Annotated in this window: 16 protein-coding genes; 9 read left to right on the top strand and 7 right to left on the bottom strand. The window is 38.0% G+C overall.

Annotation, left to right across the window (positions count from 1 at the left end; translation table 11 throughout):
- Positions 1-4: 4 nt before the first annotated feature.
- Complete coding sequence (locus BLR36_RS14205; protein ID WP_093062414.1) at positions 5-448, bottom strand: ASCH domain-containing protein; 444 nt, start codon at positions 446-448, stop codon at positions 5-7.
- Positions 449-598: 150 nt separating this feature from the next.
- On the opposite strand from BLR36_RS14205, the gene BLR36_RS14200 reads away from it, so the two are divergent.
- The 8 genes from BLR36_RS14200 (at position 599) to BLR36_RS14165 (ending at position 7,884) form a co-directional block, all read left to right on the top strand.
- Positions 599-928, top strand: a complete 330-nt coding sequence (locus BLR36_RS14200) for an ArsR/SmtB family transcription factor (protein ID WP_093062413.1) — start codon at positions 599-601, stop codon at positions 926-928.
- 19 nt (positions 929-947) lie between these two features.
- A complete protein-coding gene (locus BLR36_RS14195; protein WP_093062412.1) occupies positions 948-2,699 on the top strand; it encodes a SulP family inorganic anion transporter in 1,752 nt (583 codons plus the stop codon).
- Positions 2,677-3,849, top strand: a complete 1,173-nt coding sequence (locus tag BLR36_RS14190; RefSeq protein WP_093062411.1) for an alanyl-tRNA editing protein — start codon at positions 2,677-2,679, stop codon at positions 3,847-3,849. Before BLR36_RS14195 ends, BLR36_RS14190 begins: the two co-directional genes overlap by 23 nt.
- A gap of 67 nt (positions 3,850-3,916) precedes the next feature.
- Entirely contained in the window at positions 3,917-4,414 is a 498-nt protein-coding gene (locus BLR36_RS14185; RefSeq protein ID WP_093062410.1) for a hypothetical protein, read from the top strand.
- A 147-nt stretch (positions 4,415-4,561) separates the two neighbouring features.
- Entirely contained in the window at positions 4,562-4,957 is a 396-nt protein-coding gene (locus tag BLR36_RS14180; RefSeq protein ID WP_093062409.1) for a MarR family winged helix-turn-helix transcriptional regulator, read from the top strand.
- A 17-nt stretch (positions 4,958-4,974) separates the two neighbouring features.
- Entirely contained in the window at positions 4,975-6,144 is a 1,170-nt protein-coding gene (locus BLR36_RS14175) for an MFS transporter (RefSeq protein WP_371326728.1), read from the top strand.
- 106 nt (positions 6,145-6,250) lie between these two features.
- Complete coding sequence (locus BLR36_RS14170; protein WP_093062407.1) at positions 6,251-6,787, top strand: superoxide dismutase family protein; 537 nt, start codon at positions 6,251-6,253, stop codon at positions 6,785-6,787.
- A 14-nt stretch (positions 6,788-6,801) separates the two neighbouring features.
- Positions 6,802-7,884 carry a CAP domain-containing protein gene (locus BLR36_RS14165; protein WP_093062406.1) on the top strand — a complete coding sequence of 361 codons (1,083 nt, stop codon included), beginning with the start codon at positions 6,802-6,804 and terminating at the stop codon, positions 7,882-7,884.
- Positions 7,885-8,407: 523 nt separating this feature from the next.
- Here BLR36_RS14165 and BLR36_RS14160 read toward each other — a convergent pair.
- The 6 genes from BLR36_RS14160 to BLR36_RS14135 form a co-directional block, all read right to left on the bottom strand.
- Positions 8,408-9,082, bottom strand: a complete 675-nt coding sequence (locus BLR36_RS14160) for a DNA alkylation repair protein (RefSeq protein ID WP_093062405.1) — start codon at positions 9,080-9,082, stop codon at positions 8,408-8,410.
- Positions 9,079-9,810, bottom strand: coding sequence for an oxygen-insensitive NADPH nitroreductase (nfsA, locus tag BLR36_RS14155; protein WP_093062404.1), 732 nt, complete (start codon positions 9,808-9,810; stop codon positions 9,079-9,081). Before nfsA ends, BLR36_RS14160 begins: the two co-directional genes overlap by 4 nt.
- 88 nt (positions 9,811-9,898) lie before the next feature.
- A complete protein-coding gene (locus BLR36_RS14150) occupies positions 9,899-10,255 on the bottom strand; it encodes a DUF779 domain-containing protein (RefSeq protein WP_093062403.1) in 357 nt (118 codons plus the stop codon).
- Positions 10,256-10,424: 169 nt separating this feature from the next.
- Positions 10,425-11,945 (bottom strand): aldehyde dehydrogenase, encoded by a 1,521-nt coding sequence (adh, locus tag BLR36_RS14145; protein ID WP_093062402.1) that lies wholly within the window; start codon positions 11,943-11,945, stop codon positions 10,425-10,427.
- A 208-nt stretch (positions 11,946-12,153) separates the two neighbouring features.
- On the bottom strand, positions 12,154-13,191 hold the full coding sequence (locus BLR36_RS14140; protein ID WP_254771421.1) for an LLM class flavin-dependent oxidoreductase: 1,038 nt from the start codon (positions 13,189-13,191) through the stop codon (positions 12,154-12,156).
- A 71-nt stretch (positions 13,192-13,262) separates the two neighbouring features.
- Positions 13,263-13,691, bottom strand: coding sequence for an Rrf2 family transcriptional regulator (locus tag BLR36_RS14135; RefSeq protein WP_093062400.1), 429 nt, complete (start codon positions 13,689-13,691; stop codon positions 13,263-13,265).
- A gap of 222 nt (positions 13,692-13,913) precedes the next feature.
- Between BLR36_RS14135 and BLR36_RS14130 the strand changes: the two genes are divergently transcribed.
- Entirely contained in the window at positions 13,914-14,744 is an 831-nt protein-coding gene (locus BLR36_RS14130) for a YitT family protein (protein WP_371326734.1), read from the top strand.
- Positions 14,745-15,259: the final 515 nt, after the last annotated feature.

Here is a 15,259-nt window from a genome sequence, read left to right as displayed (position 1 = left end):
TCCATTACTTAACGTCTATCAATTCAAAGCGCTCACAAACAAGTAGCATTTCTTCTGAAAACTCTCTCCCTACTCCCTTTAACTCGTTTGTAAAAAAATCGATATGTACCTTGCGCCAATGATCATAAGAGCGATCTCCCTCACCTTCCGCATAAGCAAATTGGGGAGACACTTCCTTCATAGGCATTATTTTCACATCGGAGGTACGAATCATACAAACAGGATCATCCTTACTATTAAGTACAATACTATAATCATTCACCTTTGGAAGTGGCTCTTTCTCTAGTTCATATAGTAGATGTAACGAACATGTAGCAGTTTTTACTCCCTCTGCAACTAGCTGAGCCAATTCATCAGGAGTTCCACCAAACTGCCATGATGTAACAGATTGTGGTTTTTCTTTTCCTTCCCAGTAAGTATCCCAATACTTTTGTGCTAATTCATTCATCTGTAAAACCTCATTCATTATATTTTTTCGTTAAATTCAGTATATTAAACAATTTCTTTAATTACTATTGCAATTTGGTGGATATGCTCCTACAATACATATACTAACATATTCAAATATTTGAATATGTATATAAATGGAGTGATAATAATGTGGAGTGATTTACAGCAATTCAAAGCAGACTTTTTTAAAGCATTAGCACACCCCCTACGTATTCGAATACTTGAAGTACTCACAGAGGGAGAGAAAAGTGTTAATGATATCCAACAGATTCTTAACAGTGAAGGGTCTACAGTTTCTCAACAATTAAGTGTACTAAGAGCTAAAAATATTGTAGTTAGTCGTAAGGATGGAAAAAAAGTTTTATATTCTCTGAGAGATCCGGCTATTGTCGATTTATTAAAAGTAGCCCGTGATCTTTTCAATAATCATCTTATCGATACAATTTCGATGTACGAGGAATTAGAAGAACAAAAATAAGGAAGAAGAAGGGATTTTAGTGAAAATTCCATTTCAATGGAATAAGTTAAATTACTCCATACAGCATTTTCAAAAGGACTTACTTTCTGGATTAATCGTTGGAGTCATTGCTATTCCTTTAGCAATGGCTTTTGCAATTGCTTCGGGAGTTAAACCCGAATATGGTATTTATACGACCATTATCGCTGGAATCATTATATCGATTTTTGGAGGATCTAAGTTTCAAATAGGCGGTCCTACAGGAGCTTTTGTGCCTATTTTACTAGGAATTGTGATTACGTATGGCTATGAGGATTTACTATTAGCAGGCTTGCTTGCAGGAATCATGTTAGTAGTAATGGGTATATTCAAAATTGGAACGCTCATAAAGTTTATCCCACGACCTGTTACAATAGGTTTTACTTCTGGCATAGCTGTTATCATTTTTACTGGTCAAATTGCAAATTTACTCGGTCTAGCGAATATTGAAAAACACGAGAGTTTTATAGATAATATGTCGGAGATCGGCATTCACTTAGATACATTCAATATTTATAGCTTGATTGTCGGTATTATTTGTTTGTTCTTTATAATTGCGACTCCTAAAGTATTGCCAAAAGTTCCAGGACCGATTATCGGACTGGTTACTTCCACTATCGCTGCGAGCTTCCTCTTTAACGGAGAAGTTGCAACCATCGGCTCTGCGTATGGTGGAATTACTAGCTCCCTTCCCGTACTACAATTTCCAGAAATAACTTGGGAACGTGTAGAACGGCTCATCGCTCCCGCATTAGCCATTGCCATTTTAGGGGGAATTGAATCTTTACTATCCGCAGTTGTTGCAGATTCCATGACAGGCACTAAACATAATAGTAATAAGGAATTGGTCGGTCAGGGGCTTGCTAACATTATAACGCCTATGTTTGGAGGGATACCGGCTACAGGAGCAATTGCTCGTACCGCAACAAATATTCGATCCGGGGCGAGTTCTAGAATGTCAGGAGTTATTCACGGTCTTTTTGTCTTGCTTACGCTTCTTCTGTTTGCGCCGTTTGCTTCTCAAATCCCACTTGCAAGTATGGCACCAGTACTGATGATGGTTGCGGTTAATATGAGTGAACGAAAACCTTTTTATAAAATTTTGAAGCTCAAAAACGGTGAATCTCTTGTTTTATTGTTAACCTTTGTGTTTACTGTATTTACGAGTATCACCATGGCTGTTGTCGTTGGCCTAGCACTATCCATTATCTTATTCTTACAAAGAATGGTTAATACTGAAATTGTGTCGAAGGTTTTACCTGATCATTCTAGTCCAAGACAAACTGTCCACCCAGGCGAAGTTCACTCGGGACAAGATTGCCCGCAAATCGATGTGTTTACGATTAATGGTCCACTATTTTTTGGAACTGCCGAGTTGTTTGAAACACGCATCATGGAAACTATTCATTCCGAAGCTACTGTACTAATCCTTAGAATGGGAGATGTTCCTTTTATCGATGCGACAGCGGAGGAAAATTTACTTCATGTGATGAAACACTTTCAAAGCAAAGATGGAGTTATTTTAGTATCTGAGGCTTCACCTAATTTACTAAATTCTCTCCAAAAGACTGACATTTATGATTTCATCGGTGAACATCACTTTTTTTCAAGAACTGGTGAAGCAATAGACTTCGCACTGCAGCTCATTAATCATGATTCCTGTATCGATTGTACGCATCTTTCCTTTAAAGAATACTCGAAACTATCTAATCCTAAAGGAGACCATTCCTATGACGAACAAACTCTATTATGAACAGCCGACCATCCAAACCTTTCAAGCAAAAGTAACAGAACAGCAACCTGATTATGTTGTACTTTCCGAGACTGCCTTCTACCCTACTGGAGGTGGTCAACCGCATGATCTTGGACTAATAAACGATATAGAAGTGACAAATGTAGAGGTAATCGATGGACAAATAAGACACTTCCTTGCTATTCCTCTTCCTGAAAATACGACGGAGGTAAATGGTCAGATCGACTGGGATAGACGATTCGATCATATGCAGCAGCATGCAGGTCAGCACATTCTATCCGCAGCCTTCGAACAATTATTCGGTTTCCAAACAATTAGCTTTCATTTAGGAAAAGATACAGTGACGATCGACTTAAATATTGCTGACGTTTCTGAAATGCAATTAGCTGAAGTCGAGCAGCTTGCAAACGAAATAATTATGGACAATCGGCCAATCGAAACAAAATGGGTAACGGAGCAGGAACTATCGAATTATAAGCTCCGAAAAGCTACATCTTTAAAAGAAAATATTAGACTCGTCATAATCCCTGACTTCGATTACAATGCATGTGGCGGAACTCATCCATTGTCTACTGGACAGGTAAGAGGCATTAAAATTCTTCAAACAGAAAGACAAAAAAAACTTGTGCGAGTGGAATTCATTTGTGGGGAAAGGATTCTTACACATTTACAAAGAAAGCACCAAGTACTAAAAAGTCTAATCAGCACATTAAGTACTCCTGAAAACAAAATAATAGAGGCAACGAAAAGTATTTTAATGCAAAATTCCGTACTAGAAAAACAAATAGCAAATTTATCAAATTCACTTTTAGCATATGAAGCAAAAGAGTTAAAAGAAAACGCTGAAGGAGCCATGATTACTTGCATACTTGAAAACAGATCTATGCAGGAGCTGCAAAAACTTGCTAAATTAGTAATTCACGAAAACCCAAAATCCATCTGTATTTTAGTATCCAGTAATGAAGATAGGCTACAAGTCGTTGCTGCAAAAGCAAATGATGTTGAACAAAGTATGAAAGAACTAATAGCCCATGTCCTACCGTATATAGATGGTAAAGGCGGCGGTAATGACCAAATGGCTCAAGGTGGTGGAGATAAAATTTTATCCAGTGAGCAATTAATACAAATGGCAATATCCTATATCTCATAAGCACCGTTCCACAAATAACCTCCTGACATATACTAAGTTGATTACTTTATGAAAGGAGGATTTGATAATGAACAATCAATTTCCTTTTCCACAAAACCCAGAGGGCTCTCAAGGATTTCCCTCCATTGAAGGTCAACAATTTGGAGGACAACAGTTTCCGGGAAGTATGATGCCCCCTTTTGGACAACAACAGTTTCCTGGTAATATGTTCCCCCCATTTGGAAATTCACAATTCCCAGGGTTTCCTCCATTCGGTCAACAACAGGGTCCATCATTCCCTCCAAGTTTTCCGTCTGGTGGGCAACAACAAGGAGGAGCTCCAACTAGTCCCCCGCCATCCTTTGTTCCACAAAGACAGAATGCCAGTGTATTTGCTGTAGATCCGGGCTCTATTCGTGGATGCTTGTTCCGCTTTACGTATGTATGGCTGAATAACGGCAATGCTTTTTGGCTATACCCGACACATGTCGGAAGAAGATCTGTTTCTGGTTTTAGATGGAACGGATTCCGATGGACATATTACGGAACCGATTTAGAAAGAATTTCCTCTTTTCAATGTTTTTAATGGAACGAATCTACCGAGCAACTTGCTCGGTTTTTTTGTTTGTCTGTCTGTGGCAAAACTAAATTCTTTACAAAAGCTATGTTGAAAAGTATTATATACTTAACTAGGTAAATAATAAAAATGCTAATTTAAAGAGGTGTTTCATTTATGAATCCACTTATTCATGAGCTTTTCCAAAAATCCCGTTTTTTATCTCAGGAAGCTAATAATACATTAAAGAAACATAATTTATTCGCTTCACAGTGGTCAGTTCTCTACTGTATACAGCGTCATAAAGAAATGACATTGACACAGATTTGGAGATACCTAAATGTGGAGGCTCCCACTATTACTAGAACTGTAAATAGATTAGCTGAACTTGGCTGGATTGAAATATGCTCTGGAAAAGATAGACGCGAGAAAGTTGTGAAGCTATCTCAACAGGCGTTAGAACAGTTTCCAGTTATCAATTCTGCGATGATGGAATTTGAAGATCGAATGGTCGTTGGCTTAACCGATGAAGAGGAAAAGCAACTGCTTAAACTCTTACAAAAAATTAGATAAACAGGAGGATTATTAGTTTGAAGAACAAGGAGCCTATATGGACGAAAGCTTTTATAAGTTTGTTCACAACAAACTTTTCTATTTTTATTATTTTTTACGGTCTCGTATCCGCACTTCCTCTCTACGCTACCGATGTTTTATCGCGTTCAGATGAAGATGCAGGTTTATTAATGACTATCTTTTTAGTTTCTGCAATTGTTACGCGACCTTTTTCTGGTAAAATTCTAGATCTTTTTGGAAAACGAAAGGTATTATGGCTTACTTTGTTTCTGTACTTAGTATGTACAGGACTATATTATTTTATCGAACCTTTTGAAGCATTATTGGTACTGCGATTTGTACAAGGTATATTCTTTAGTATTGCTACCACTGCAAGTGGCTCCTTGGCAGCCGATAATATTCCTCCGTCTAGACGTGGTGCGGGGCTTGGTTATTTTACAATGTCTACGAATTTAGCTGTAGTTGTTGGTCCATTAGTCGCATTAACGTTATTGCAAAGCTTCTCTTACGATGTCATGTTTATTTCATTAACTGTTTTACTTATCTTAGGTGCAGCTTCCGCATTGATGATACCTTCAGATATAAAAGCGGAAACAACTGTTCCAAGATCAAAATTAACATGGAACGATCTATTGGAGAAAAATGCATTACCTGTCGCATTAATCGCTAGTTTAGTTGCTTTTTCTTATGCGAGTGTGCTGTCATACTTATCAATTTACTCTCAAGAAAAAGGAGTACTTCACTTAACGAGTAGCTTTTTCGCCGTATTTGCTATCGTTATGCTTGCGACACGTCCATTTACTGGTCGTATTTTCGATGAAAAAGGTCCTAAATATATCGTAATTCCCGGTCTTGCCTCATTTATGATTGGTCTTTTGTTGTTAGCGTTCATGAATTCACCGTTCCTTTTCCTACTTTCTGGTGCGTTTATCGGACTAGGATATGGAGCAGTAGTTCCTAGTTTTCAAGCTCTTGCAATCCAATCTACCAAACATGAACGTAGTGGCTATGCTACTGCTACATTCTTTACATTATTCGATACGGGGTTAGCAATAGGTTCTTATATCCTTGGTATTGTTGCTACTCAGCTCGGCTATCAAAACTTATATCTATTCTCTATTATTTTCCTTGTCATTGCGCTTGTTTTGTTTATATTACGAGTAAAAAAAGTACAACGCCCCGTTTAGTCGAGACGTTGTTTTTTTAATGGAAACTTTTTCATTTATCACGTATATATATGTCCTTAATTTGGTAATACTTGAATTGATAAAGTAAATTAAGGAGGACAATTAAATGAAAAAACAAATCATTATTACATTATTAATAGCTGCCACGGCACTCGGGGGCTGTAATTTCCCTTCTGCAGATGCCGACTTAAAGGATTCAGTGCAGGTTTCATTATTAAACACAGAAGGTAAAGAAGTAGGACAGGCAACTTTGTCAGAGCATCCAAAAGGAGTGCATATATTATTAAAGGCGGAGGGTCTAACACCTGGAGTTAAAGCGATACACTTTCACGAAAAGGCAAGTTGTGAAAAACCAACCTTTGAAACAGCGGGTGCTCACTTTAATCCAACTGGAAAAGAGCATGGCTTTGAAAATCCAAAAGGCTATCATTTAGGTGATTTACCAAACATTGAGGTTGGTGAAGATGGTAAAGTAGAGTTAGAAACAGTATCTCCGGCTGTAGTTTTAGCTGAGGGAAAAAGTAACTCCTTATTAGATGCTGATGGAAGTGCAATTATCATTCATGAAAAAGCAGATGATTATAAAACGGATCCTTCAGGAAATTCTGGAGCAAGAATTGTTTGTGGGGCAATTAGCAAGTAGGTTGGAGGGATGATATGAGAAAAATAGGCTGGTTACTTCTTTTAGTTTTAGTACTTTTCTTTACTAGACCGTTATGGGAAGAGTACACCGCAGAATACGTTGACCTTTCCTTTCTAGATCCGGTGGATGAATGGATTGATACACTGGATCTAGAGCAATATTTGGATGAAGCAAAGGCTTACTGGATGCAAATAAAAGATGAACCAGCCACTCATATTGCATCCGACCAAGAAATTTCACCAGGGACAGGCATTGAGTTAGAACAAATAAAAATAGGCATGAAAAAAAGTGAGATTGAGGAAATTCATGGCAACGCTAAACGAGTTAGTCTAAATGAATATAATTTGGTGTGGCATACGTACCATGAAAACTATCAAAATTTCATGATGGTCTCCTATGATAGTAATAACCGGGTAAACGCAATGTTCACGAATCAGCCTTCTGAATCTTCCTTTCTAGGTTTACAAATGGATAGTACAAGAGAGGAAGTTCTTGCTCAGTTCGATGAACCAATTACGAAACTGAAAAAAGGTAATATCATCTATCTCCTCCCCGATAGTGGTGAATATGATTTATTTTTAATCGATAATAACTACGTAACATTTTTCTATGATCTTCATGAAAATAATACAATTACGGCCATTCAAGTAGTTGAAAAATCTGTTGAGAAAAATCAAGAATCTACTTTCGGACAACCATCCGATGAACTGAAAAAGGGATTTGAATTTCAACTTTTCGATCTCACAAATGCAGCTCGTGTTGCACATGGTCTTTCTGTTCTCTCTTATGATGAGAGTGTCAGTAACACCGCAAGAAAGCATAGCGAGGATATGGCTATTCACAACTATTTTAGTCATGAAAACCTAGAAGGCAAATCTCCTTTTAATCGTTTGGAGGAAGATGGCTTGAGTTTTTCCTATGCCGGAGAAAATCTAGCTTATGGGCAAACTAGTAGCATTTTTGCTCATGAGGGACTGATGAATTCATTGGGACATCGAAAAAATATTTTAAACGTTCATTATGAAAATCTTGGTGTCGGTACAGCTTTTGATGAAAAATCTACTCCTTACTACACAGAAAATTTTTTCACAAAATAAGAGGCATGTCCAAGAATCAGTGATTACTGATTTTTTGTGACAGCCTTTTTTTAAAGAGATGTGTAAGTATCTAAAAATGTCCGTTGAACAATGGGTTCAAGAGACTTATAAGAATGAATAATACTGCTGATTTCCGCTTCAGGCGGACGCTTTCCGCGGGCTTGGCTTCAGCCTCCTCGTTCGCTACTAAAACATTTGCTCCTGCGCGAAGCTCGTCGCAAAGACATTGACCAAACAAAGTTTGACCAATGTCTTTCCTGCGGGGTCTTCAGCTCAAGCTAATCCCGCTGGAGTCGCCGCCTTGCGCTCCAATCAATATAGTGAGTAGTACTCAACTATAAAATTAAGCATAGCCTATCGCTTAGATGATAATAGTAGACAAAGTTAATATAGTGATAAAACCATCTCCTTAATTAGGATGCTATTCTGTCATGAAGGTATATAGTAAAAAGTTGTCCAAAGCCTACAGAAAACGATAGAAACAGATTTTGACATTAAAGGGCGCTTACGCTTTTCTTATAAATCATTTGAAATGCTTTAAAGCCTCTCTCTTACTTAATGCGGCAAGTGTGTGACTTTTTACAAATTCTTGTACTACTTGAGGAGACGTTTTAGCGTATTCTCTCAGCACCCAGCCGATTGACTTTTGAAGAAAGAATTCTTTTGACCCCGCATGACGTTCAATAGTCGCAAATAATAGTTCTTCATTTGTTTTTTCCTTGTATTTTAATTGATGTAAAATAGAGGCTCTATTCGTCCACATATTAGAGGACCTTGCCCACTCGACCATCACGGCTTCCCCTTCTAGTCTGTTAGCTAGAACAATATCTCCTACTATCTTAGGAGCAATAGAATCCACACTATCCCACCAAGACTTTTTTTCTATTAGGCGGCGGCAAAAGGATAAATCCTCTAACGTTAACTGCTTTTTATATTTGCCCAACAACTCTATTGCTATGTAATGATATTCTCTTTCCTCTAACTGGAACAAATCCCAGACTTCTTTTTGCATATCTTCACATGCTGGAAGTTCCATTTCAGACATCATCTTTTTAAAAAGCAATCGCCGTTCAGGAGTTTTAATGCCTAAAAAAGGGAAATGATTTTTCATATATTTGGCCATAGGAATTGCATTTTCTTCGTTTCGATGAGGCTCCATATAGCTTTTAACTTGCTCTACTGTCCATTCTGATTTCATTTGAGATGAAATCCTTTACTCGCTAAAAAGTCAGCCATATGAGTTCTTCTCGGTTTTTCCAGATAATCAGCCATTGTTTTGGTCCAATTTGCCGTTTTTTGATTGGATTCACGATTTGAATAATAGGCTTCCATTGTTTGATCGTACTCGGGTAATAGTACTTCATACTTGGCACTATTATAGCTATTTTCATGTAGTATAGCCGCCACCGGTAAACGAGGTTTCACTTCGTTTTGCTGATCTGGAATACCAAGAGTAATTGCAAATAGTGGGAATACCCCTGTTGGCAATTCAAACAAATCGCTAATTGCAGCTGGTTCGTTACGAACTCCACCTATATAACAAATACCAAAGCCTTTAGCTTCTGCTGCAATGACTAAATTTTGTGCAAAAAGAGCTACATCCACTGCTCCTACTAACACGTTTTCAGTTGAATCTATGTCAATCTCTATGTGCTGTAATTTACCAGCTACCTGTAATCTATTAAAATCTGCACATAATAATAATGCAGCTCCAGCTGTTTCGAATTGCTTTGGATTTTTAGATAATCTCCCTAATTCTTCTTTCTTCTGTTCATCATTTACCCATATAACACTATATGCTTGAACAAAATGAGAGCTAGCAGCGTGTTGTGCAGTTTCCACAAGCTCGGAAATTTCCTCTTTGGTTAATGTATAATCTTTATATTTTCTGACAGACGAATGCTTTCTTAGTAAATCTTGAACCAATTTAAGAACCCTCTTTCATATTAAGATTACAACTAGTATACCCGAAAAAAACGAAGTAAAGAGCTTTGAACTCTTTACTTCGCTTCATTTATACTTGTAATTTGTTGTTTTCTTCTGTTGTAAATGTTCGAGATCTCGTTAAAAATCGTTTTCCCTCCACACCCTCTAAAGAAAACATCCCACCACGACCATCGACTACATCTATGATAAGCTGCGTATGCTTCCAATAGTCGAATTGACTTTTGTGCATATAAAATGGAACATCGCCTATTTTCCCAAGAAGTACGTCTTGATCTCCAACTATTAAATCGCCTTCAGGATAACACATAGGTGAAGAACCATCACAGCAACCTCCTGATTGATGAAACATAAGTGTTCCGTGTTTACCCTTTAATAGTTCAATGAGTTCTAGTGCAGCGTCTGTGGCAATTACACGTTCAACCATCTACACTCACCCTTTCTGCATCCCGTATTAAAGGGCAGTATATGACTCCCACATCAAGGCTTTACTCAAATAACAAAGCATAAGTAGAAGAGAACTGCCCATAAAAACCCGAATGATTCAACTAACAATCAGTGGGTTAAAGCCGTCCACTGAATGAAGTTTCACTTTTTCAGAAGAAGCCTTGCTTATTTTCACTATAGCTTACTAAAAGGTTTTTCGTTTGTTGGTAGTGGTTAAGCATCATCAGGTGATTTTCGCGACCAATACCAGACATTTTATAGCCTCCAAATGCAGCATGTGCTGGGTACTGGTGATAGCAGTTTGTCCATACGCGTCCAGCTTGAATTTTACGTCCGAAACGATATGCAGTATTCATGTTACGCGTCCAAATACCCGAACCTAACCCGTATAACGTATCATTTGCAATTTCAAGTGCTTCTTCTTTTGTTTTAAATGTCGTTACCGAAACGACTGGTCCAAAAATCTCTTCTTGGAAAATACGCATTTGGTTATTTCCTTTAAAGACAGTTGGTTTAATGTAGTAACCTTCTGCTAAATCTCCGTCTAATTTGTTTTGTTCTCCACCGATTAAACATTCTGCTCCTTCTTGCTTTCCGATATCTAAGTAAGAAAGAATTTTTTCCATTTGTTCAGTAGAAGCCTGTGCTCCCATCATGACAGATGGATCTAGTGGATTCCCTATATTAATCGCTTCTACACGCGCAAGTACACGCTCGATGAATTTATCGTAAATAGATTCCTGAATTAGAACACGGGAAGGACAAGTACATACCTCTCCTTGGTTCAAGGCGAACATAACGAAACCTTCTACCGCTTTATCTAAAAATGCATCATCTTCGTCCATAATATCTTCAAAGAAAATATTAGGTGATTTTCCTCCAAGCTCTAATGTTACAGGTATTAGATTTTGAGAAGCATATTGCATGATTAAACGACCAGTTGTTGTTTCACCAGTAAATGCGATTTTACTAATTCGAGGACTAGATGCTAAAGGTTTTCCAGCCTCTAACCCAAAACCATTAACAATATTCACAACGCCAGGAGGCAACAGATCTCCAATCAATTCAATTAGCACCATAATGGATGCCGGAGTTTGCTCTGCTGGCTTCAAGACCACACAGTTCCCTGCAGCAAGTGCTGGTGCCAGCTTCCATACAGCCATTAGAATCGGGAAATTCCAAGGAATGATTTGTCCGACAACCCCTAGTGGTTCATGGAAGTGATAAGCAACTGTTTCGTTGTCAATTTGACTTAAGCCGCCTTCTTGTGCACGAATAGCACCTGCAAAATAGCGGAAATGGTCAATCGCTAACGGAATATCAGCATTTAATGTTTCTCGCACAGCTTTTCCGTTATCCCATGTTTCCGCTACTGCTAGTAGTTCTAAATTTTCTTCAATTCTATTTGCAATCTTATTTAATATATTTGCTCTTTCTGCAACAGAAGTGGAGCCCCATGCATCTTTTGCTGCATGTGCTGCATCTAAAGCAAGTTCGATATCTTCTGAAGTCGAACGGGCAACTTGTGTAAATACTTTACCTGTAACTGGTGTAACGTTTTCAAAATATTGTCCTTTAACCGGGGGTGTCCACTCGCCATTAATATAGTTTTCATACTTGTCCTTAAATGAAACCTTCGAGCCATCTGTATTCGGAAATGCATATACCATTTTTATTTCCTCCCCTTATAATTATTTAGCACATTCCATAACGTATGCTTGTCTCAATATATGTATGCGCTTTCAAAACTATTAAAATAAAAAAATAGTCTTAAATCTATTTTGGCAGACTATACTAAATATTTCAATAAATATAATAAGGAGTAAAATAAAATGGCCTGAATACATATTTTATGTACTCAAGCTATTTTCGTATAAGTTATTTACTTGTCTCTCTTCTTATAACAGGTGCCACTTCAGTCGCAAGAAGCTCCAACCCTTTAACAACAGTGCTAAACGGCTGACCCCCAATATCTAATTGAGCTACGAATCGTTGATGACCATAAAGTTCGTATTGCTTTAGTATTTTTTCAATTATTTGTTGTGGACTTCCTACAAACAGGGCCGTTTCTGGACTTGCCATATGTTCAAAATCAGAGCGAGACATTCTAGTACCCATTCCTCTTTGTCTATTCACATAAGACCAATAATTCGAGTAATATGGATAAAATTCATCCTTTGCCTGCTGGCTATCGTTTGCAATATAAGTATGACCAGTAACTCCAACAGACAACTTCTCTGGAGAATGCCCAGCCTCTCTTCCAGCTTGACGATACAGATCCACAAGGGGTTTAAATCTTATTGGATCTCCGCCCAAAATTGCAAGAGCCATACCAGTTCCCAGTCTTCCTGCCCTAACTGCACTTTCAGGAGTACCTCCCACGCCTATCCAAATAGGTATCTCCTCTTGAACTGGTCTAGGTGCTATCATTGCACTGGAAAGAGATGATCGAAATTGACCTTGCCACGTGACAATTTCTTCTCGATTTAGTTGTTGAAGTAAATTAACTTTTTCTTCAAACAAAGCATCATAGTCATTCAATTCATATCCAAAAAGAGGAAAGGATTCAACGAATGCTCCTCTACCAGCAATAATCTCAGCTCTTCCCTCTGAGATTTGGTCCAATGTAGCAAAGTCTTCAAACAATCTAACCGGATCTAATGTGCTCAATACAGATGTGGCACTAGTTAGTTTAATACGTTTTGTTGCCTGAGCAATTGCAGAAAGGACTACTGCCGGTGAGGAAATAGTATAATCTAATCGATGATGTTCACCAACTCCGAATATATCTAGTCCTGCGTCGTCTGCTATCTTCGCCAGTTCTATTACTTCTTTCAAACGTTGAGAAGCACTGATTGTTTCTCCAGTATGAGGATTTGGGCCCAAATCTCCAAAAGTATAAACACCTATTTCCATCATAATTCCTCCAATAGATTCGTATTGTCGTAACTATGTTAGTTACAACTATTTCAAAAAAGGATTCATCTTCATCCAATCTTTTTACTTAATACTTTGACTAGTTCTTCCATTGTGATTTCTTTTAATACCACTTCCATTGCATCTTGAGCCCGAAATAATATTAACTCCAACACATCTTGTATATTAGCCCCGACGGGACAATTAGGGTTAGGGTTTTCGTGCATTTGAAAGAGCTCTCCATCCTCCACGACTTCAACAGCTTTATACACATCAAGTAAGGTTATATCCGCTAGATTCCTTTGAAGAGTTGCACCTCCAAGACCACGACGAATGTCTAAAAGACCAGCTTTTTTCAGTTTTCCCATCACTCTACGGATAACAACAGGGTTGGTGTTTACGCTTTCTGCAATCCATTCAGATGTAGAAACAACATTTTTATTTAATGAAATTAGTGATAGTACATGTACGGCTACAGTAAATCGACTACTTATTTTCATATTATTCTACCTCCGATGTAACCATTATAATTACAACCATTTTGTTCTGTCAATGAAGCAATCTTTTTGAAAAATGAATGTAATTCCTTCTTCCTATAAGATGAATTTTTCTATAAACTAAGTGTATGATTACTTTGAAGAAAGAGGCGATTAACCTTGAGTGACTTAGCGAGTGAATTAAAACCTGTCAAAACTCCCCACCGAAGTACCCCCAAGAAAGTCGTGTTTGTCCGTTTATTTATGATTGCCATAGGAGCTATATTAATGGCTATTGGATTAGAACTATTTTTAGTTCCTAATCAAATATTAGATGGCGGTGTTGTAGGCGTATCTATCATCATATCCCACTTAACAGGAGTGCGTTTAGGGATCTTTATATTTATCCTAAACATCCCATTCTTTTTCCTCGGATATAAACAAATAGGAAAAACCTTTGCATTATCCACATTATTCGGCATTACTATCCTGTCCATTTGCACTTCTTACCTACACAATATAGATGCTATTACTCCTGATCTCTTACTTGCTACTGTATTTGGCGGTATCGTTCTAGGTACTGGTGTTGGCATAGTTATTCGATACGGTGGATCGCTAGACGGTTCAGAAATACTTGCCATTTTGTTTAACAAGGCTACTCCGTTTTCTGTAGGAGAAATCATTATGATTATTAATCTGGTTATCTTCGCAGTTGCTGGCTTTGTATTCACTTGGGAACAAGCCATGTATTCATTTTTAGCTTATTTTATCGCCTTTAAAACGATTGATATTGTGATTCAAGGATTAGATGAGTCAAAATCAGTCTATATCATTAGTGAAAATATAGAAGATATCGGTGACGCAATTATGGACCGGTTGGGACGTGGCGTGACTTACTTACACGGAGAAGGCGCCTATACGGGAGATAATAAAAAAGTCATTTTCACAGTAATCACTCGTCTAGAAGAAGCAAAACTAAAATCGATTGTTGAAGAAATAGACGACCACGCCTTTTTAGCAGTAGGCAATATTGCAGAGGTGCGTGGAGGTCGGTTTAAAAAGAAAGATATACATTAAGAAAAACCGAGCAAAAAACGTCTGGTCCTTTAAGAATAAAAACCTAGGTATGCCATTAATTGTAGCGAAGGCCGGACGCTTTCCGTGGGCACGGCCCGAGCCTGTAGTCTCTCCCTCGTGCTGTTCCCACAGGAGTCGCCGACCTGCGCTACAAATCCATAATAACCTCTTTTATATTAGTATAGTTCCATACAATATTATTTAAATGAAAGTCTGTCTTTACTTTTATCATTGCACTACAATCCTAATCCAAAAAGATTACTGGTAATTGGATGATTGTTTAATAAAATTTGCCCCATCTCTTTATGTTAAGGATAAGCTATTCCAAATCTTCGTGTAGTACTACACATTCATTGATTGAAGTGTAAGGTGGCGACTTCTGCGGGATGAGTGAGACAGATGAGATATCATAGCGGCGCGAAAGCCACGGTGATAGCTCATCGCTCACCCCGCGAAGGCCAACAGGATGTTGGTCACGAAGGCGTTGAGGCCCACAGGATGTGGGTTATGCAATC

Source organism: Psychrobacillus sp. OK028 (assembly GCF_900103605.1).
In the GTDB taxonomy this organism is placed as follows: domain Bacteria; phylum Bacillota; class Bacilli; order Bacillales_A; family Planococcaceae; genus Psychrobacillus.
Note: the sequence above shows the minus strand (reverse complement) of the source record. Positions and strands in the feature narration are given on the sequence as shown.